Genomic DNA, 18,722 nt, shown 5'->3' on the forward strand with positions numbered 1-18,722 from the left:
ACTTAAGGTTGTGGCCGACTGCTCAGGCGGCGAGCGCCGCCTCCGGCGGCGCCTTCGCCCCGGTCATGAAGGCGACGGCATCCGACATCGTATACTCCTTCGGATCGATGACCGTGAGCCTGCGGCCAAGGCGATGGATGTGGATGCGGTCGGCCACTTCGAACACATGCGGCATGTTGTGCGAAATCAGCACGATCGGCAGGCCCCGCCGTTTCACGTCGAGGATCAGTTCCAGCACGCGCCGCGATTCCTTGACCCCCAATGCCGCCGTCGGCTCGTCCATGATGACGACCTTGGAGCCGAAGGTGGCGGCGCGCGCCACCGCCACGCCCTGACGCTGGCCGCCAGACAGGGTCTCGACCGACTGGCTGATATTCTGGATGGTCATCAGGCCAAGCTCCGTCAGCTTGTCGCGGGCGCGCTTTTCCATGGTCGTTCGGTCGAGCATGCGGAACCAGTTGCCGAGTATACCTGGCTTCCTGATCTCGCGGCCCAGGAACATGTTGTCGGCGATCGACAGGGCCGGCGACAAAGCAAGGTTCTGGTAAACCGTCTCGATGCCGGCGTCGCGGGCTTCCATCGGCGCCTTGAAGTTGATCACCTTGCCTTCGAGACGGATTTCGCCTTCGTCGGGCGTCATCGCGCCTGAGATTGCCTTGATCAGCGAGGATTTGCCGGCACCGTTGTCGCCGATCACGGCGAGGATTTCGCCGGGATAGAGGTCGAAATCGGCCTGGTCGAGGGCGGTAACACGGCCGTAGCGCTTGACCAGGCCGCGGGCGGTGAGAAGTGGTTCGGTCGACATTAGCCTGCAACCTTTCTGATCCACTGGTCGATGGCGACAGCGATGATGATGAGCGCGCCGATCAACAGATAGGTCCACTGCGGGTCGGTGCCGATCAGGCGCAGGCCCAGCTGGAAGACGCCGACGATCAGCGCGCCAAACAGCATGCCGAGGATCGAACCGCGCCCGCCGAACAGCGAGACGCCGCCGATCACCACCGCAGTGATGGATTCGATGTTGGCGAACTGGCCAGCGGTCGGCGAAACCGAGCCGATACGGCCGATGAGCACCCAGCCACCGAGCGCACAGATCAGCCCGGAAATGACGTAGACAGAAATCAGCACCCTGTTGACGCGTACGCCGGAAAGCTGGGCCGCCTCGGGGTCATCACCGATGGCATAGACGTGCCTACCCCAGGCAGTTTGGTTCAAGATGTACCAAAGCACCATCACTAGGAGCACCATGGCGACCACGCCATACGTGAACACCGCATTGCCAAGCCTGAACGTCGCGCCGAACAATTGGAGGATCGGCGCTTGCGCTTCGATATCCTGGGCGCGGATTGTCTCATTCGCCGAATAGAGAAAATTCGAGGCGAGCACGATCTGCCACATGCCAAGAGTGACGATGAACGGCGGCAACCTCATATAGGCGACGAGCACGCCGTTGACCCAGCCGCAGAAGGCGCCGACGGCAAAGCCGCAAAGGATCGCCAACGAGGGTGGCAAGCCATAGCGGAAGGTGAACTGTCCCATCACCACCGATGACAGCACCATGATAGCGCCGACCGAAAGATCGATGCCGGCGGTCAGGATGACCAGCGTCTGCGCAGCGCCGATGATGCCGGTGATGGCGACCTGCTGCAGGATCAGAGTCATCGAAAATGCAGAGAAGAACTTGCCGCCTATGATGACGCCGAAGGCGATCAGCGAGGCGACGAGCACGATCAGCGGGACCGCCGCCGGGTTCGAATGCAAAAAGTGCTGGACCTTTTCTACCGGCGAGCGGGTATGTGTGTCGAAGCTTGCCACTGACGTGTCGCTGCCCGAGAGAACTTTCTCGAACTCCTGCGGTCGCCCGGCGTTTGCCGATGCGTCAGACATGTCGATTTCCTCCCAATGAGGGATTTCTATCCCTCTTGTAGGAAGGGCGACCAAGGGGCCGCCCTTCGTCTGAAGAGAGTGTCACGCCGTCAGGCGCCTAGATCAACCCCAGCACTTCTCAAGGCCGGACTTGACGTCGATGGATTCAACACCCGCAGCCGGCTTGTCGGTCACCAGCGACACACCCGTGTCGAAGAAGGCCTTGCCTTCGGTCGGCTTGGGCTTTTCGCCGGTGTCGGCAAACTTCTTGATCGCCTCGATGCCGAGGGCGGCCATGGCCAGCGGATATTGCTGCGAGGTTGCACCGATAACGCCGGCCTCGACGTTCTTGACGCCTGGGCAACCGCCGTCGACGGAAACGATCAAAACGTTCTTTTCCATGCCGACAGCTTTGAGAGCCTCATAGGCACCCGCGGCGGCAGGCTCGTTGATGGTATGGACGACGTTTAGGCCGGGATCCTTCTGGAGAAGATTTTCCATGGCCTTGCGGCCGCCCTCTTCGTTGCCGTTGGTGACGTCGTGACCAACGATGCGGGCATCGTCCTCGTCACCGATCTTGTTGGGATCCTTCACGTCAATGCCGAAGCCCATCATGAAGCCCTGGTCGCGCAAAACGTCGACGGTGGGCTGCGACGGGGTCAAATCGAGGAAGGCAATCTTTGCGTCCTTGGCCTTGTCGCCGAGAGTCGCGGCGGCCCACTGGCCGATCAGCTTGCCGGCAAGCAGGTTGTCGGTGGCGAATGTCGCGTCAGCCGCATCGGCTGGCTCAAGCGGGGTGTCAAGCGCGATCACCAGAATGCCCGCATCGCGCGCCTTCTTGATCGTCGGCACGATGCCCTTGGTGTCGGAAGCCGTTATCAGGATGCCCTTGGCGCCATCGGCGATGCAGGTTTCGATCGCCGCGACCTGGCTTTCGCTGTCGCCATCGATCTTGCCGGCATAGCTCTTCAGCGTCACGCCGAGCTCAGCCGCCTTGGCGGTGGCACCCTCTTTCATCTTGACGAAGAAGGGATTGGTGTCGGTCTTCGTGATCAGGCATGCGCCAACGTCGGCAGCCGAAGCAGGCGCTGCGAAACCGGCAAGTGCTGCAACCGCACCAAAGACGGTCGTCTTCAGAACTGAAAACTTCATCGGGTACTCCTCCCAAAATCAAACCATGCGGCCCCGTCCACCGGGCGCCGCCCCGGACACTCATGCACTCTTCCCAGTCGAGTATCCGGCATCAACGAAACACCAAACGCAACCACGAGTCAATAATTAAATCACTCTTATTTATTATTGACAGGATTGCAGTCGGCCCGCATTCTGTCCCAAAACAAAAAGATGGAAATCACGGGGAGGAAGCCGGTGGAGGCCGGGAGTGTGAGGCAAGGATCGCCAGATGCTGCGGAGAGCCCGCAGCCGCGCGGCACCAATCAAAGCGGTATGCGCGAGCACAACGAACGGCTGGTGCTTTCGCTGGTGCGGCAGAGCGGCGCGCTGGCGAAATCCGACATCGCGCGCATGACCGGCCTGTCGGCCCAGACAGTCTCGGTCATCATGCGCGAACTGGAAGACGAGGGCCTTTTGCTCAGGCAAGCGCCGGTGCGCGGCAAGATCGGCCAACCTTCCATCCCGATGGCGCTCGATCCTGATGGCGCCTATTTCATTGGCCTCAAGATCGGGCGGCGCAGCGCCGAGCTTGTGCTGATCGATTTTGTCGGCAAGACGCGCGCGATGCTGCAGAATTCCTACCGCTACCCCACCCCGCGCGACACCATCGACTTCGTCAAGTCGGGCATCGCCCAGATGCGCGCCACTCTGAAGCGCGAACAGGATCAACGCATCGCCGGCCTCGGTGTCGCCATGCCGTTCGAACTGTGGAACTGGGTCGATACCGCTGGCGCCCCGCGCGAGATCATGGACGAATGGCGCAACCGCGACATCCGCAGCGACCTGCAGGCGCTGTTCGGATTTCCCGTCTATCTGCAGAACGACGCCACGTCGGCCTGCGGGGCCGAGCTGGTTTTCGGTGACATCGGCACATTGCGCGACTTCGTCTATTTCTACATCGGCGCCTTTGCTGGCGGCGGCGTGGTGCTTAACGGCAGGCTCTTTGGCGGACCGACCGGCAATGCCGGAGCACTCGGCTCGATGCCCGTTCCAGGCCCCGGCGGCAAGCCAACGCAGCTTATCGACATCGCATCGATCGCCGTGCTCGAAAAGGCCCTGAACGCCAAAGGCATCGACGCCGCCTATCTGTGGACCTCCCCGGAAGAATGGGGCGAACTCGGCCCCGAACTGGATGCGTGGATCGCAACCGCGTCGTATGCGCTCGCCTATGCGATCGTTGCATCGGCATCGGTCATCGACTTCGAATGCGCTGTCATCGACGGCTGGATGCCACCAACGATCCGTGCGCGGCTCGTTGATGCCGTGCAGGCAGCGATCGGCAAGATCGACGTCGAAGGCTTGCGCATGCCGAGCGTTCGTGAGGGCACGGTGGGTATCCATGCGCGCGCCTTGGGCGGAGCCAGCCTGCCGCTTTCGGAACGTTTCCTGATCGGCTCGACAGCTCCATCGCGAGGGGTTTGAAGGTGCTCATAGGCATTCCTGCCCTGCTCGGTCCGGACCTGCTCTTCACTCTGCGCGCCATGGGGCACGGCGACGAGATTGCCATCGTCGACGGCAACTACCCGGCCCTTGAACACGGACGGCGGGTCATCCGCGCCGATGGGCTGGGACTGATCCCGGTGCTCGACGCCATCCTCCAGGTGATGCCGGTGGACGACTTCGTACCGCAAGCGATCTTCCGCTCGTCGGTCAAGGGCGACCCGACCTTGTCCGACCAAGTGCACGAAGAGATCGACGCGGTCTGCGCCAGCAGGGCGCCCGGCTTCGCGGTCGTGCCGCTCGCCGGCAATAGTTTCTACGAACGGGTGAAGGCGGCACACACGGTCATTGCCACCGGCGAGCCAAGGCTCTACGCCAATGTCATCATCCGCAAGGGTGTCATCTATCCAAAAGGAACCGGCTAGCCATGATCCTGTGCTGCGGCGAGGCGCTCATCGACATGCTGCCAAGGCAAAGCCAGGCAGGTGAACCGGCCTTTGCGCCCTATGCCGGCGGCGCGATCTTCAACTCGGCCATAGCCCTCGGGCGCCTCGGCGTGCCGGTGGAGTTCTTTTCCGGGCTCTCCTCCGATCTGTTCGGCCAGCAGATCCGCGAGGTCCTTGCCGCCAGCAATGTCGGCTCGCTCTATGCCAATGTCTCGCCGCGCCCGACCACGCTCGCCTTCGTCCGGCTTAGCGATGGTCACGCGACCTACACTTTCTACGACGAGAACACCGCCGGGCGAATGCTCACGGAAATGGACCTGCCAGCGCTTGGCGGCGACGTGGACGCAATGCTGTTCGGCGCGATCAGCCTGATCCCTGAGCCGTGCGGTTCGGCCTATGAAGCACTGATGAAGCGCGAGCACAAAAACCGCGTGATGATGTTCGATCCCAACATCCGGCCCGGTTTCATCCTGGACAAGCAGGCTCACCTTGAGCGCATGCTGCGCATGCTTGCCATGGCAGATATCGTCAAGCTCTCGGACGAGGATCTCGAATGGTTCGGCGAGACCGGCAGCCATGACGAGATTGCTGCCAACTGGCTGCGCAAGGGCCCTTCGCTGATCATCATCACCAAGGGCAGCAAGGGCGCCACCGCTTATAGCGACGAGCACACAGTTACAGTCACGCCGGAAAAGGTGACCGTTGTCGATACCGTCGGTGCCGGCGACACCTTCAACGCAGGCGTCCTCGCCTCGTTGCACGAACAGAATGTTCTGGCCAAAAACGCCATAGCCAAGCTGTCCGAAGCAGCCATTGAAAAGGCGCTTTTACTTGGCGCGCGTGCCGCTGCGGTGACTGTTTCACGCGCCGGCGCAAACCCGCCATGGCGACGTGAATTGGCCTGATTTCGCCGTTTTCCGGCGGTTTGGCCGATCACTTTATGTTTCGCTTCGCCAAGCCGGCTCAGCAGCCTGCCCGCGAAATCCCATGTTTTCCGCCAATTTGAGCGCGAAAACGCGTCAACCGAAAGTAACAAGAACCGCAGGCGCGCCAAGGATGCCGCAGGCCGGTCGTCTTTTTCGATTTCGGCAACTCTGCTATCAGCGGCCCGAAGAAAACGATTGGGTTTTGGGGCCATAATGCAGTTCATCGATCTCGGCGCACAACGCGAAAGAATCCGCGACCGTCTGAAGGCGGCAATTGACAAGGTCGTCGACGACGGCCGCTACATCCTCGGTCCTGAAGTCACCGAGTTCGAAAACCAGCTGGCCAAGTATGTCGGCGTCAAGCATGTCGTGGCCTGCGCCAACGGCACCGACGCCCTTTTGCTGCCGCTTCTCGCCTCGGGCATCGGCCCCGGCGATGCCGTGTTCGTACCGAGCTTCACCTTCGCCGCCACCGCCGAAGTGGTGGCGCTCGCCAAGGCCGAGCCGGTGTTCGTCGACATCGAGCCCGACACCTACAACATCGACATCAAAAGCCTCGAAGCCGCGATCGCCATGATCAAGGCGGAAGGCCGTCTCAAGCCGAAGGCGATCATACCGGTCGATCTGTTCGGCATTGCAGCCGACTATGCCGCGATCGACGCCATCGCCAAGCGGGAGAACCTCCTGGTCATCGAAGACGCCGCCCAGTCGATCGGCGGCTCGCAGGACGGCAAGATGTGCGGCGCATACGGCCATGTCGCATCCACCAGCTTCTACCCGGCCAAGCCGTTGGGCTGCTACGGCGACGGCGGCGCGATGTTCACCAACGACGACGCGTTCGCAGCGCGCCTGCGCTCCTTCGCCTTCCACGGCAAGGGCGAGACCCAGTACGACAACATCCATGTCGGCCTGAATTCGCGGCTCGACACGCTGCAGGCCGCGATCCTGATTGAAAAGCTTGCCATCCTCGAAGACGAGATGCAGGCCCGCGCGGCTGTCGCAAAGCGTTATGCCGACGGCCTGGGCGACGTCATCAAGGCTGCGCGCGCGCCGGAAGGCGGCCGTTCGGCCTGGGCGCAATATGCCATCGAGGCCACCGGCCGCGACGGGCTCAAGGCGCACCTGCAGGAGCAGGGCATTCCTTCGGTCATCTACTATGTGAAGCCGCTGCACACCCAGGTCGCCTATCGCGACTATCCGCGCGCACCGGGCGGCCTGCCGGTTTCGGAAGCCGTGCCGGGCACGATCCTGTGCTTGCCGATGCATCCCTATCTCAGCGAATCCGACCAGGACAAGATCATCACCGCGATCCGCAACTATGTCGGCTCGAACTCGGCCAAGATCGCGGCTGAGTAAGCGGCGATTTTCTGATCAGAAGATGAAGGCCGGGTCGATGATCCGGCCGCTCGAGACAAAATGCGGATTGGCGAAATCCGCATCGTCCGCCTGGTTGCGCTTGCCATAAACCAGCGGCTTGCCATCGAGCGTATGGGTGCTTCCACCCGCGGCGCGCAGTACCGCATCGCCAGCTGCCGTATCCCATTCCATCGTCCTGCCGAAGCGCGGATAGAGGTCTGCCTCGCCGGCCGCCACCAGGCAGAATTTCAGAGACGAACCCACCGAAACGATTTCGGCGGCCGAAACCTTCTTGATGAAGGCATCGGTCTCGGGCGTGCGGTGCGAACGGCTGGCAACAATGGTCAGCGGCTGACGTCCCTCGCGCACGTGAATGCGATGGCGCTCCGAGACGGGCTTGCCGTCGCGAGCCTCGAAAGCCTCCGCTCTGCCTGGACGACCGGAGAAGAAGCGGCCGGTGCACGGCGCATATACCACGCCGATCTTAGGCGCGCCGTCCCTGATCAGTGCGATGTTGACGGTGAAATCGGTGTGGCGCCTGACGAACTCCTTGGTGCCATCAAGCGGGTCGACGAGAAAGAACGTCCTGCCGAGCTCAGGCGGAACTACGCCTTCGGCTGTCTCTTCCTCGGCGACACAGGGCACGTCGGGAAAGGCCGCGCGCAGGCCTTCGAGTATCACGTGCTCGGCGGCACGATCGGCCTGGGTGACAGGCGAAGCGTCCGCCTTGTCGGTTACCGTGATCCCGGAATGAAAGACCTCCATCACCGCGCGCCCCGCGTCGAGCGCAAGGCGTTCGAGCAGTTCGAGGATCGCCGCGTCAGATGCCGCCGCCGTCGTCGTATTGACGTTCTGCAAGGTCACGCTCATTCAACCAGCTCTCGACCGCCTCGACCATCTCCTCAGGCGTCTTGCCGAGGGTCTGGAGATGAATCTCAGGATTCTCCGGAGTTTCATAGGGTGAATCGACGCCGGTGAAATTCTTGATCGCACCGGCCAGGGCACGCGCATAAAGCCCTTTGGGGTCGCGCTTGGCGCATTCCTCGAACGGCGTGTCGACAAAGACCTCGACGAACTCGCCCTGCCCCATCATCTCGCGCGCCATGCGACGCTCGGCACGGAAGGGCGAAATGAACGACACGATGACGATCAGGCCGGCGTCGGCCATCAGCTTGGCGACTTCGGCGACCCGACGGATATTTTCGACCCGGTCTTCGTCGGTGAAGCCGAGATCCCGGTTGAGGCCGTGGCGGACATTGTCGCCATCGAGCACGTAGGTGTGGCGGCCGGCCGCGTGCAGCTTCTTTTCCAGAAGGTTGGCGACCGTCGACTTGCCGGAGCCTGACAGGCCGGTGAACCAGAGTACCGAAGGCCGCTGGTTCTTGAGGTCGGCACGAGCCTTGCGCGACACGTCGAGCGACTGCCAGTGGATGTTCTCGGACCGGCGCAGCGCATGCACGATCATGCCGGCACCGACGGTGGCATTGCTGATCCGGTCGATCAGGATGAAAGCGCCGGTGGTGCGATTGTCGGCGAAGCTGTCAAAGGCAACAGGCGACTGGACCGAGACATTGCAGACGCCGACCTCGTTCATCTCCAGCGACTTCGCCGCTTCATGAGCAAAGTCGTTGACGTTGATACGGTACTTGAGCTCGGTAATTGTGGCACTCGCCTGGTCGGTCTCGGTGCGCAGGATATAGGAGCGGCCGGGCAGCAGCGCGTTTTCGTCGAACCACACGACATTGGCAGCGAACTGGTCGGCGACATGCGGTCGCGCGTCAGGGGTCACAAGCACATTGCCGCGCGAAACCTCGACCTCGTCATCGAGCACCAGCGTGATCGCCTGGCCTGCAACCGCCGTCCGCAGGTCGCCGCCATGGGCAACGATGCGCTTGACCGTCGAGGGCTTGCCCGACTTCGCGACGACGATCTCGTCGCCCTGCGAGATTGAGCCTGAGGCAATGGTTCCGGCAAAGCCGCGGAAATCGAGATTGGGCCGGTTCACATATTGCACCGGAAAGCGGAACGGACGCGCGACCGCCTCTTCCTCGACCACCACGGTTTCGAGATGCTCGATGAGCGTCGGGCCGGAGTACCAGCCCATCTTGTCCGAGCGCCGCATGACGTTGTCGCCAAAGCGCGCCGACATCGGGATCGGCACGATCGACTTGAAGCCGAGGCTCTCGGCAAAGACCGCATATTCAGCTGTGATGCGTTCGAACACCTTCTGGTCGAAACCGACGAGATCGATCTTGTTGACGGCAACGACAATGTTCCTGATGCCGAGCAACGAGGCGATGATCGAGTGGCGCCGGGTCTGGCGCAGCACCCCTTGGCGCGCGTCGACCAGGACGATGGCGAGATCGGCCGTCGAAGCGCCCGTCGCCATGTTTCGCGTGTACTGTTCGTGGCCGGGCGTATCGGCGACGATGAACTTGCGCTTGGGAGTGGCAAAGAAGCGATAGGCAACGTCGATGGTGATGCCCTGTTCGCGCTCGGCCTCCAAGCCGTCGACGAGCAGCGCGAAATCGACGTCCTCGCCTGTCGTGCCATGCTTGCGCGAGTCACGTTCTAGTGCTGCCAGTTGATCCTCGAAGATCTGCTTGGTGTCGGACAGCAGCCGGCCGATCAGCGTCGACTTGCCGTCATCCACCGAACCGCAGGTCAGGAAGCGCAGGAGCGATTTCTGCTCTTGCGCTGCGAGGTAATCGCGGACGCTTTCGGCGGGCTCGATCGTGGTGGCCATGGCGTGGCGCATTCTCAGAAATACCCTTCGCGCTTCTTCTTTTCCATCGAACCGGCTTCGTCGCGGTCGATGAGGCGTCCCTGCCGCTCGGATGTGCGGGCAGTCAGCATCTCGCTGACAATGCCTTCGAGGCTGTCCGCATCGGATTCGATCGCCCCGGTCAGCGGGTAGCAGCCGAGCGTGCGGAAGCGCACAAGCTTGTTTTCCACCACCTCGCCGGGATGCAGCTTCATGCGGTCGTCGTCGCGCAGGATCAGCATTCCGTCGCGCTCGACCACTGGCCGGTGCTTGGCAAAATAGAGCGGCACGATCGGGATGTTTTCCTGCAAGATGTACTGCCAGATATCGAGCTCGGTCCAATTGGAGAGCGGGAAGACGCGGATCGATTCACCCGGGGAAACGCGGGTATTGAAGATCTTCCACATTTCCGGGCGCTGGTTCTTCGGGTCCCACGCATGCTGGGCGTTGCGGAACGAGAAGATGCGCTCCTTGGCTCGCGACTTTTCCTCGTCGCGGCGGGCACCGCCAAATGCCGCGTCGAAGCCGTATTTGTCGAGCGCCTGGCGCAAGCCGACCGTCTTCATGACGTGGGTATGCGTGTTCGAGCCGTGGTCGAATGGATTGATATTATCGCGGACGCCGTCAGGGTTGACGTGGACGAGCAGGTCGAAGCCGAGCTCGCGCGCCATGGCATCGCGGAACTCGATCATCTCGCGGAATTTCCAGGTCGTGTCGACGTGGAGGAACGGAAATGGCGGCTTGGCCGGATAGAATGCCTTCATCGCCAGATGCAGCAGGACCGAGGAATCCTTTCCCACGGAATAGAGCATCACAGGCTTGGTAAAAGTGGCGGCGACCTCACGGAATATGTGGATCGCCTCCGCCTCGAGACGGTCCAGGTGAGTCAGTCTGGCAAGCATTGCAAGGCCTTCGGAAATCGTTCCTGGTCGCGGCTTTGGCGCCGAAATGACCTGTTGCGCGCAGTTTCCTTGCAAACCGGCGGCGTCTCAAGCAGCACAAGACCAAATTTGAGGGCCTGCCAAGTCAGTTTTGCCCCCTGCACGACGACTACGGGAATGCAATTCCACCGCGTACGCGATCAGGCTCCAAGCGTGGATAGAGACGCCCGTTTGTCCACGCCCTTCCGCGCGGCCTTATCATTGCACCAAAGCCAACGACAGGAGCCGGCCTTGGACCAAACGACCAATCTGAAGATGCCCTTCATCATGCCGTCGCAGGCACAGAAGCACGTCACCCACAACGAGGCGCTGCTGGCGCTGGATGTCGTGGTGCAGCTTTCGGTTCTCGACCGGCACATGGCCGCGCCGCCTGCTTTGCCCGTCGAAGGTGACCGCTACATCGTCGCCGCCGCGGGAGCGGGCGCCTGGACCGGCAAGAGCGGACAGATAGCAGCCTGGCAAGACGGCGCCTGGGCTTTCCACGTCCCAGCAAAAGGCTGGATCGCCTGGGTGAACGACGAACAGCGCATCTTCGCCCATGATGGCAGCGCCTGGCAGGATGCGGTGGCGCTCGGAGTCAATCCGGTCGCCATGGTCGGCATCAATACCACTGCCGATACGGCCAACCGGTTGTCGGTGAAGAGCCAGGCCGTGCTGTTCGACAATCTGGGCGCGGGACAGCAGGTCAAGATCAACAAGGCCGCCGCCGGCGACAATGGCTCCTTGCTGTTTCAGACCGGCTATTCGGGCCGAGCAGAGTTCGGCCTAGCTGGCGACGACGATTGGCATGTGAAGGTGTCGCCCGACGGCTCGACCTGGATGGAAGCGCTGAAGGTCCGCGGCAGCGACGGGCGCGTGCTGCTGCAGCCAGGCCTGGCTCTGACGGACCAGAACCAGGCAGTGGCCAAACATCACGTGCGTGAGATGCTCACCGGCAACCGCACATACTACGTTCGCACGGATGGGTCAGATGCCAACACAGGGCTCGCCAACACGGCCGGCGGCGCGCTCATGACCATCCAGAAGGCCCTCGACGTCGCAGCAAGTCTCGACCTTGCCGGTTTCACCGTCACCATCCAGATTGGCGACGGAACCTACAGCGGCGCGCTGACCATTCCGGTTACGGTAGGCCAGGCGAGCGCATCGGCCCTGGTTCTCGCCGGCAACAGCGGCGCGCCCGCCAGCGTCATCATCTCCACCACCGCGTCCAGCGCCATCACTGCTCCAGCGGGCACGCACTGTCTGCTCAAGGGCCTGAAGGTCAGGACGGCCACCAGCGGGTTTGGCCTGGATGCCGACGGCGGCACGATCCAGTTCCAGAATGTCAGGTTCGGCGCCTGCGCCCAGGGCCACATCATGAGCCAGAACAACGGTGCCGTGACCGCCACCGGCAACTACGCCATTACCGGACCCTCGCCGATCCATTGGAGCACGCGCAGCGGCGGAGCGATCACCACCGAAGGCCGTACGGTCACGTTTGTCGGCACGCCGGCTTTCGCGACGGCCTTCGCGTCCTGCCAGAACGGCAATATTAGCTGTGGCGGCATGACCTTCAACGGTGCGGCTACGGGAACTCGCTACAACACCAGCCTCAACGGCGTGATCAACACGGTCGGCGGCGGCGCGACCTATCTGCCGGGCAATGCTGTCGGTAGCACCGTAACGGGAGCGCAGTATGCCTGACCGGTCGCTTCGCTACTGGACGCGGTAATACCTGCCGTACCAATCGACGAAGCGGACCAATCCCTCTTCGATCGGCGTGTGTGGAAGCTCGCCGATCAATGCTTCGAGGTCGCTCACGTCAGCCCAGGTGCTCAGTACGTCGCCCGGCTGCAGCGGCATGAAATTCTTCACCGCCTCGCGGCCCGTAGCGCGTTCGAGAACACGGATCATCTCCATCAGATGTTCCTTGCGGCGATTGCCGATATTCATCACCCGGTGCGGCGCCCAGCTGCCCGACGCACCGCCGGCTGCGATGTCATAGTCTGGATCGGCCCTGGGCGGCAGGTCGATCACGCGAACGATGCCTTCGACGATGTCGTCGACGTAGGTGAAGTCGCGGTACATGTCGCCGCCATTGTAGATGTCGATGGTCTCCCCGGCGAAGATGGCGCGGGTGAACTTGTAGTAGGCCATGTCTGGCCGCCCCAAGGGGCCGTAAACCGTGAAGAAACGCAGACCGGTTGCCGGCACGCCGAACAGATGGCTGTAGGTATGCGCCATCAACTCGTTGGCTTTCTTGGTCGCCGCATACAGGCTGACCGGATGGTCGACGCCGTCGCGCGGCGAATAGGGCTGCTTCTTGTTGCCGCCATAGACCGAGCTCGACGAGGCATAGATCAGGTGTTTCGGCGGCATCGCCCGGCAGTTTTCGAGGATGTTGAGAAAACCCGTGATGTTGGCGTCGACATAGGCCTGGGGATGATCGAGCGAGTAACGCACCCCGGCCTGTGCCGCGAGGTTGATGACGACCTCGGGACGGCACTCGAATGCCGATTTCACCGCCGCCGCATCGGCGAGATCAGCCTGGATGAGGCGGAAATCCCCATGTTCGGCGAGCACGTCGAGACGCGAGCGCTTGAGCGAGGTGTCGTAGTAGTCGGTGACGCTGTCAAAACCAACGACATCATGGCCCTCGGCTAGAAGTCGCCTGGCGACATGGAAACCGATGAAGCCAGCCGCGCCCGTGACAAGAACAGTCATGATCTCCGTCTCTTCAAATGCAAACGCCCCGGCCTTTCTAAGGCCGGGGCGTTGCTAAAACCAGTACTCGCTGCTGACTGATCAGCCCTTCTTGGGCAGCAGCGCCCAAACGGCCGGAACAGCCGCGGCAGCAAGTGCGACCTTGATCAGATCCGGCACGATGAACGGCACGACGCCGAACTGCCAGGACTTTTCAGCACCGATCAGCAGCGACAGCCACGAAAATCCGAGTGCCATCATGACGACTTCGGCGACGAGCATGGCGCCGAGCATCTTGACGATGCTGCGTCCCCAGCCGCGATCGACGGCCCAGCCAACGATTGCCGCCATGGCGACGAAGCCCAGGAGATAGCCACCGGTCGAGCCGAGCATGTAGGCGATGCCGAGGCCCTTCTCAGGCGTGCTCTGGAACACCGGATAGCCCATGGCGCCCTGCGCCATGTAGAGCAGCAAGGTCGCTACGCCGAGGCGCAGGCCGTAGGCTGCACCGATGCCCAGCACGACGAGAGTCTGCAGCGACATGTCGACTGGTCCGAGCACGACCTTCGTCTTGGCCGAAGCGATGAGCAGCAGCGAGCCGGCGACAGCCAGGAGAAGCTGGGTCGCCAGGCGCATCGCACCCTTTTCGGGCAGCGCCGCGGAAACGAGCGCGGTGGAACTGGATGCAACAGCCATGTAAATCCCCTTGTGGTAAGCGCGCCAAAGCGCTGTAGACGTGGTTTTCCCTATATTGTCTTCCGTGCTAAGCGGCAAACGAATTTGCCGTTCGCTCCCCGAACTCACAGATATCGGCTGGCCATGTCTCTCGATTTCGACAAACGCTTCGAACCCGCCTACGGCCAGCCCGTCGCCGTCGCGGACAGCGTTGTGCGGCTCACCGCCAACAATCCGAGCGCTTTCACCTTCCACGGCACCAACAGCTACATCATTGGCAGCGAAACGCTGGCGATCCTCGACCCCGGCCCCGAAGACGATGCGCATCTCGAGGCGCTGGTCCGCGCCATTGCCGGCCGTCCGGTCAGCCACATCTTCGTCAGCCACACGCATCGCGACCACTCGCCGCTCGCCTCTCGGCTCAAGGCGCTGACCGGGGCCGTGACGGTCGCCGAAGGGCCGCACCGCTCGGCTCGTCCATTGCGCATCGGTGAAATCGCACCGCTCGACGCGAGCAGCGACACCGATTTCGTTCCCGACCTGGTCGTTGGCGATGGCCAGGTTGTAGAAGGCGACCGCTGGAGCATGCGCGCGGTGCTGACGCCGGGCCATGCGGCGAATCACGCCGCGTTTGCGCTCGAAGGCACAGGCATCCTGTTTTCCGCCGACCACGTGATGGCCTGGTCGACCTCGATCGTGGCACCGCCCGACGGGGCGATGTCCGACTACATGGCCTCACTTGAAAAGCTGATCGGACGCGACGACCGCATCTACCTGCCCGGCCATGGTGGCCCGGTGGTTTCACCGCAGAAATTCGTGCGCGGCCTGAAGGCGCACCGCAAGATACGCGAACGTGCCATCCTCGAACGCCTTGTTGCAGGCGACTGCTCTATCCCTGATATCGTGCGTGCGATCTATCGCGACACCGACCCCAGGCTTCATGGCGCAGCTGGCCTGTCGGTTCTTGCCCATCTCGAAGACCTGGTCGGGCGTGGCAAGGCACTCAGCAACGAGGCGCCCGCCATCGACAGCGTCTATTCACCCGCCAGTTGACGCTACTGCTCCGTCGTTGTGGACGTCGCCGTGCCGGCCTGGGCGGCGATCTCCTGATCGAGTTCAGTCAGGAAGCCGATGATGCGTTCGGCGTTGTCGCCGAGATCATGGCGGCCATAGCGCGAGGCCGAGCGCATGTCGACGAAGGTCGAGTCGCCGTCATCCACCAGCCGGATCACGACGTCAGAGGGCAGCGCCAGGATGAAGGTGCGCGCGACGGCCTCGATGTCCACCTCGCCGATTGCCTGGTCGGCGGCGGGCGGTGGCACGACGATCTCCCAGCCCTGTCGCGCCAGAACCGCATTTACGCTTTCCAACACCCGGTCGAGCGACAGGTCATAGCGGCGGCCGGCAACCAGCGGATAGGCCTGCGCCTGCAACGCGCGCTCACCCGCCGTCGACGGCTCCATCCGGTTCATGGCCGGCGTTCGCAATGACATCGCCGCCGTAAGGGCGGGCGGGTCTTCGACATCGGTCGAGATGTCGCGCAGCATCGGCAAGGTGGCTATCTGGTAGGCGATGAAGGCGAAGGGTGCGAGCACCGCCAGCCCCAGCAAGGCTCCCACGGTCAAGTCATGGCCGCCCCGGTCGCCAAATTTCCACAGGCGCGAAAAGGCAAAACCAGAGAGCAGCAGGGCAAAGGCTGCGAGCAATGCGACGATGCCGAGAACCCAGAAGAAAGCCGTGGTGTCGACGAGGCCGCGGCGATGGCCAAGCACCGCGGTGATCAGCAGTACGGCCGAGAAAGACGCCATGCCCCGGGACAGGCCGGCCGCGCGTGTCGTGCGCTGCTCAATATACATCGTCTGAAACTCAACCATAGTACCCCGTTGCCCACTGCGTATAAGGCAGCACGCCCCCACGGCTAAGATAGCTGCAGGTCCAAACTAGAGCCTTTCCGCCGGAGGTTGAAGCGGAAAGGCGGCATTGAACGCCTTCCCGCACATGAACCTTGTTCAGGCGCCGGTGTCGGTGGGCAGTCGATAATCCTTGAACGTCTCGCGCAGCGCCATCTTCTGGATCTTGCCGGTTGCCGTGTGAGGTATCTCGTCGACGAAGGCCACATCGTCCGGCATCCACCACTTGGCGACCTTGCCGTTGAGGAAGGCCAGTATGTCGGTCTTGTCAGGCTCCCTGCCCTGTTTGCGCACGATCACCATCAGCGGACGCTCGTCCCAGCGCGAGTGCCTGACCCCGATGACCGCCGCCTCCTGGACGTCGGGATGACCGACGGCAAGATTTTCCAGCTCGATGCTGGAGATCCATTCGCCGCCCGATTTGATCACATCCTTGGAGCGGTCGGTGATCTGCATGTAGCCGTGGGTGTCGATATGTGCGACATCGCCCGTGTCGAACCATTCATCGGCATCGAATTGCTCGGCGCTGGCGCCGCCGAAATACGAGGCTGAGACCGCCGGACCGCGCACCTTGAGCCGGCCGAACGTCTTGCCATCCCAAGGCAGCTCATTGTTGTCGTCGTCGGTGATTTTCATTTCGACGCCGAATGGCGTAAAACCCTGTTTTTGTTGAATGTTCAATCGATCAGCGCCGTCGAGGTCGTCATACTCCGGCTTGATCGTGCACAAGGTGCCGAGCGGCGACATCTCCGTCATGCCCCATGCGTGAATGACCTCGACCCCGTAGTTGCGCTCGAATTTCTCCGTTACCGCGCGCGGACAGGCCGAGCCGCCGATCACGACCTTGTTGAGATGCGGCAGCTTCTTGCCGGTCTCTTCGAGGTGTTGCAGCAGCATCAGCCACACGGTCGGCACGGCAGCGGTGAATGTGACGCGTTCGCTGTCCAGCATTTCGTAGATCGACGCACCGTCCATCTTGCCCCCTGGCATGACGAGCTTCGCGCCGACCATCGGCGTGCTCTGGGCAAGCCCCCAGGCGTTGGCATGGAACATCGGCACCACGGGCATGACGACGTCACGCACCGAAATGCCCATCGCATCCGGCATCACCGCAATCATCGCATGCAGCACGTTGGATCGATGACTGTAGACGACGCCCTTGGGATCGCCTGTCGTCCCTGAGGTGTAGCACATACCGGCTGCATCATGCTCGTCCAGCGCCTTCCAGACAAAGTCGCCGTCGGCCTCGGCCAGCCAATCCTCGTAGGCCACGACATTCGACAGCGTCGTCTGTGGCAAGTGGTCTGCGTCGGTCAGCACGATGATGCGCTTGAGCGAGGGCACCTGCGGCGCGATCTTTTCCACCAGCGGCACGAAGGTCAAGTCGACGAACAGTGCCTGATCCTGGGCATGGTTCATGATCCAGACCAGTTGCTCGGGGAAAAGGCGCGGGTTGAGCGTGTGGTAGACAGCGCCCATGCCCATGATGCCGTACCACGCTTCCATATGCCGGGCGGAGTTCCAGGCAAGCGTGGCGATACGGTCACCAATCTTGTGGCCGTCCCGTTCCAGCCTTTGCGCAACCTTCAGCGAGCGTCTGCGAAATTCGGCATAGCTGGTGCGGACGATTGGCCCCTCGATCGATCTCGATACGACCTCTCGATGCGGGTGTTGCCTGGCCGCATGGTCAATGATCTTGTGGCACAGCAGCGGCCATTCCTGCATCAGTCCAAGCATGTGGTCCTCCCAGATCGTATCCCGCCATTCTGGTCGCAATACCTGGTTTGTCCAGCCTGACCAAAGTCACGTCGAGCCGGCAAAAGACCGACGGCCATAATGCGGCCACGGTCGAGGTTAACCTTTCTTACCGGCTGGTGTGGTGGGTCGAGCAATGTGAGGGATCACATGGATACGCAGCCGCGCGCGGAGGATGAAATCCTGCCGCAATATGAGATGCAATCTGAAGAGCCTGTTGCTGCCGATGAAGCCGATGCGGTTGTTCTGGCGGATGGCGTCGACGAGCCGTTCGACGAGGCAACCGACGACCTTGAGCTGGTGGCGACAGAACTGCTCGGCGCAACGACCGCCACGCAACCCGAAGATGCGGCCGAAAACCTCCCAGAGTTGACGCCAGCCGAAGGGCATGTGCCGGTCACTGAGGACGTGACCGACAACGAAACGGAGCCTGCCGAACTTGCCAGCGACGAACTGGCTGTCGAGCGCATACAGGTCGATGTCCCGGCCATGGCGCCCACTGACGTATCGGAGGCCGAATTTACGCAAATGGTCGATGACGCGCTCGAAGCGGTGGGCGGCATCCTTCTGTTCAAGATGCGCATCGACGAAGACGGCGACGACAAGCATGTCGCCGCGGCTTCGATCGGCGATGGCGCCCGGCGTCAGTTCCTTTTGCTTTCGCTTCCCGTCAGTGGCGGCAAGCTCAAGGTGGAATCGGCCTCGCGCAGCAACAGCCCTCTAGCCAAGCTCGCCGTGGCCTATGTCGGTGTGGTCGAGGCGTTTCGAGCAGCGGCCTGAGCAACAGC

17 protein-coding genes are annotated in these 18,722 nt (G+C 62.3%); 7 read left to right on the forward strand and 10 right to left on the reverse strand.

Features of this window, described 5'->3' with window-relative positions:
* Positions 1 to 22: 22 nt before the first annotated feature.
* The 3 genes from C8K44_RS15415 to C8K44_RS15425 all read right to left on the reverse strand — a co-directional run bounded on the left by C8K44_RS15415 (position 23) and on the right by C8K44_RS15425 (position 3,018).
* Positions 23 to 805 carry an ATP-binding cassette domain-containing protein gene (locus tag C8K44_RS15415; protein WP_109576691.1) on the reverse strand — a complete coding sequence of 261 codons (783 nt, stop codon included), beginning with the start codon at positions 803 to 805 and terminating at the stop codon, positions 23 to 25.
* Positions 805 to 1,887 carry an ABC transporter permease gene (locus tag C8K44_RS15420; protein WP_109576692.1) on the reverse strand — a complete coding sequence of 361 codons (1,083 nt, stop codon included), beginning with the start codon at positions 1,885 to 1,887 and terminating at the stop codon, positions 805 to 807. The genes C8K44_RS15415 and C8K44_RS15420 overlap by 1 nt, the downstream gene beginning before the upstream one ends.
* 102 nt (positions 1,888 to 1,989) lie before the next feature.
* Positions 1,990 to 3,018: a sugar ABC transporter substrate-binding protein gene (locus C8K44_RS15425; protein WP_109576693.1), complete on the reverse strand. Its 1,029-nt coding sequence runs from the start codon at positions 3,016 to 3,018 to the stop codon at positions 1,990 to 1,992.
* Between the two features lie 216 nt (positions 3,019 to 3,234).
* Between C8K44_RS15425 and C8K44_RS15430 the strand changes: the two genes are divergently transcribed.
* The 4 genes from C8K44_RS15430 to C8K44_RS15445 all read left to right on the forward strand — a co-directional run bounded on the left by C8K44_RS15430 (position 3,235) and on the right by C8K44_RS15445 (position 7,207).
* Positions 3,235 to 4,461, forward strand: coding sequence for an ROK family transcriptional regulator (locus C8K44_RS15430; RefSeq protein ID WP_199227104.1), 1,227 nt, complete (start codon positions 3,235 to 3,237; stop codon positions 4,459 to 4,461).
* Between the two features lie 2 nt (positions 4,462 to 4,463).
* Entirely contained in the window at positions 4,464 to 4,904 is a 441-nt protein-coding gene (locus tag C8K44_RS15435) for an RbsD/FucU domain-containing protein (RefSeq protein ID WP_109576823.1), read from the forward strand.
* A gap of 2 nt (positions 4,905 to 4,906) precedes the next feature.
* Positions 4,907 to 5,830 carry a carbohydrate kinase gene (locus C8K44_RS15440; protein ID WP_109576695.1) on the forward strand — a complete coding sequence of 308 codons (924 nt, stop codon included), beginning with the start codon at positions 4,907 to 4,909 and terminating at the stop codon, positions 5,828 to 5,830.
* 234 nt (positions 5,831 to 6,064) lie between these two features.
* On the forward strand, positions 6,065 to 7,207 hold the full coding sequence (locus C8K44_RS15445; protein ID WP_109576696.1) for a DegT/DnrJ/EryC1/StrS aminotransferase family protein: 1,143 nt from the start codon (positions 6,065 to 6,067) through the stop codon (positions 7,205 to 7,207).
* A gap of 15 nt (positions 7,208 to 7,222) precedes the next feature.
* Here C8K44_RS15445 and cysQ read toward each other — a convergent pair whose 3' ends face one another.
* The 3 genes from cysQ to cysD are packed head-to-tail and all read right to left on the reverse strand — an operon-like array spanning position 7,223 to position 10,873.
* Positions 7,223 to 8,077, reverse strand: a complete 855-nt coding sequence (gene cysQ, locus C8K44_RS15450; protein WP_109576697.1) for a 3'(2'),5'-bisphosphate nucleotidase CysQ — start codon at positions 8,075 to 8,077, stop codon at positions 7,223 to 7,225.
* Positions 8,028 to 9,965 (reverse strand): sulfate adenylyltransferase subunit CysN, encoded by a 1,938-nt coding sequence (gene cysN / locus C8K44_RS15455; protein WP_158282741.1) that lies wholly within the window; start codon positions 9,963 to 9,965, stop codon positions 8,028 to 8,030. The genes cysQ and cysN overlap by 50 nt, the downstream gene beginning before the upstream one ends.
* 2 nt (positions 9,966 to 9,967) lie before the next feature.
* Positions 9,968 to 10,873 carry a sulfate adenylyltransferase subunit CysD gene (gene cysD / locus C8K44_RS15460; protein WP_109576825.1) on the reverse strand — a complete coding sequence of 302 codons (906 nt, stop codon included), beginning with the start codon at positions 10,871 to 10,873 and terminating at the stop codon, positions 9,968 to 9,970.
* A gap of 270 nt (positions 10,874 to 11,143) precedes the next feature.
* Between cysD and C8K44_RS15465 the strand changes: the two genes are divergently transcribed.
* Complete coding sequence (locus C8K44_RS15465; RefSeq protein ID WP_158282742.1) at positions 11,144 to 12,595, forward strand: DUF2793 domain-containing protein; 1,452 nt, start codon at positions 11,144 to 11,146, stop codon at positions 12,593 to 12,595.
* Between the two features lie 12 nt (positions 12,596 to 12,607).
* Here the strand turns inward: C8K44_RS15465 and C8K44_RS15470 are convergent, their stop codons facing one another.
* Together C8K44_RS15470 and C8K44_RS15475 are read right to left on the reverse strand one after the other, a co-directional pair.
* The gene (locus C8K44_RS15470) at positions 12,608 to 13,615 is read right to left on the reverse strand and encodes an NAD-dependent epimerase (RefSeq protein ID WP_109576699.1); all 1,008 of its coding nucleotides are present in this window, start codon (positions 13,613 to 13,615) and stop codon (positions 12,608 to 12,610) included.
* Between the two features lie 81 nt (positions 13,616 to 13,696).
* Positions 13,697 to 14,290: a biotin transporter BioY gene (locus C8K44_RS15475; protein ID WP_109576700.1), complete on the reverse strand. Its 594-nt coding sequence runs from the start codon at positions 14,288 to 14,290 to the stop codon at positions 13,697 to 13,699.
* A gap of 123 nt (positions 14,291 to 14,413) precedes the next feature.
* Here C8K44_RS15475 and C8K44_RS15480 point away from each other — a divergent pair, with 123 nt between their 5' ends.
* Positions 14,414 to 15,322, forward strand: a complete 909-nt coding sequence (locus C8K44_RS15480) for an MBL fold metallo-hydrolase (RefSeq protein ID WP_109576701.1) — start codon at positions 14,414 to 14,416, stop codon at positions 15,320 to 15,322.
* A 2-nt stretch (positions 15,323 to 15,324) separates the two neighbouring features.
* Here the strand turns inward: C8K44_RS15480 and C8K44_RS15485 are convergent, their stop codons facing one another.
* Both C8K44_RS15485 and C8K44_RS15490 read right to left on the reverse strand, forming a co-directional pair.
* Positions 15,325 to 16,125 carry a DUF1499 domain-containing protein gene (locus C8K44_RS15485; protein WP_199227105.1) on the reverse strand — a complete coding sequence of 267 codons (801 nt, stop codon included), beginning with the start codon at positions 16,123 to 16,125 and terminating at the stop codon, positions 15,325 to 15,327.
* 153 nt (positions 16,126 to 16,278) lie between these two features.
* Complete coding sequence (locus tag C8K44_RS15490; protein ID WP_109576702.1) at positions 16,279 to 17,916, reverse strand: fatty-acid--CoA ligase; 1,638 nt, start codon at positions 17,914 to 17,916, stop codon at positions 16,279 to 16,281.
* Between the two features lie 168 nt (positions 17,917 to 18,084).
* Here C8K44_RS15490 and C8K44_RS15495 point away from each other — a divergent pair, with 168 nt between their 5' ends.
* Entirely contained in the window at positions 18,085 to 18,714 is a 630-nt protein-coding gene (locus tag C8K44_RS15495; RefSeq protein ID WP_109576703.1) for a hypothetical protein, read from the forward strand.
* Positions 18,715 to 18,722 lie beyond the last annotated feature (8 nt).

It is taken from the genome of Aminobacter sp. AP02, assembly GCF_003148805.1.
GTDB lineage: Bacteria > Pseudomonadota > Alphaproteobacteria > Rhizobiales > Rhizobiaceae > Aminobacter.

Bases quoted from the DNA above. Each gene is read 5' to 3' on its own strand.
- C8K44_RS15415 (WP_109576691.1), bottom strand. From the start codon at position 805: ATGTCGACCGAACCACTTCTCACCGCCCGCGGCCTGGTCAAGCGCTAC.
- C8K44_RS15420 (WP_109576692.1), bottom strand. From the start codon at position 1,887: ATGTCTGACGCATCGGCAAACGCCGGGCGACCGCAGGAGTTCGAGAAA.
- C8K44_RS15425 (WP_109576693.1), bottom strand. From the start codon at position 3,018: ATGAAGTTTTCAGTTCTGAAGACGACCGTCTTTGGTGCGGTTGCAGCA.
- C8K44_RS15440 (WP_109576695.1), top strand. From the start codon at position 4,907: ATGATCCTGTGCTGCGGCGAGGCGCTCATCGACATGCTGCCAAGGCAA.
- C8K44_RS15445 (WP_109576696.1), top strand. From the start codon at position 6,065: ATGCAGTTCATCGATCTCGGCGCACAACGCGAAAGAATCCGCGACCGT.
- cysQ (WP_109576697.1), bottom strand. From the start codon at position 8,077: ATGAGCGTGACCTTGCAGAACGTCAATACGACGACGGCGGCGGCATCT.
- cysN (WP_158282741.1), bottom strand. From the start codon at position 9,965: ATGCGCCACGCCATGGCCACCACGATCGAGCCCGCCGAAAGCGTCCGC.
- cysD (WP_109576825.1), bottom strand. From the start codon at position 10,873: ATGCTTGCCAGACTGACTCACCTGGACCGTCTCGAGGCGGAGGCGATC.
- C8K44_RS15470 (WP_109576699.1), bottom strand. From the start codon at position 13,615: ATGACTGTTCTTGTCACGGGCGCGGCTGGCTTCATCGGTTTCCATGTC.
- C8K44_RS15475 (WP_109576700.1), bottom strand. From the start codon at position 14,290: ATGGCTGTTGCATCCAGTTCCACCGCGCTCGTTTCCGCGGCGCTGCCC.
- C8K44_RS15480 (WP_109576701.1), top strand. From the start codon at position 14,414: ATGTCTCTCGATTTCGACAAACGCTTCGAACCCGCCTACGGCCAGCCC.
- C8K44_RS15485 (WP_199227105.1), bottom strand. From the start codon at position 16,125: ATGTATATTGAGCAGCGCACGACACGCGCGGCCGGCCTGTCCCGGGGC.
- C8K44_RS15490 (WP_109576702.1), bottom strand. From the start codon at position 17,916: ATGCTTGGACTGATGCAGGAATGGCCGCTGCTGTGCCACAAGATCATT.
- C8K44_RS15495 (WP_109576703.1), top strand. From the start codon at position 18,085: ATGGATACGCAGCCGCGCGCGGAGGATGAAATCCTGCCGCAATATGAG.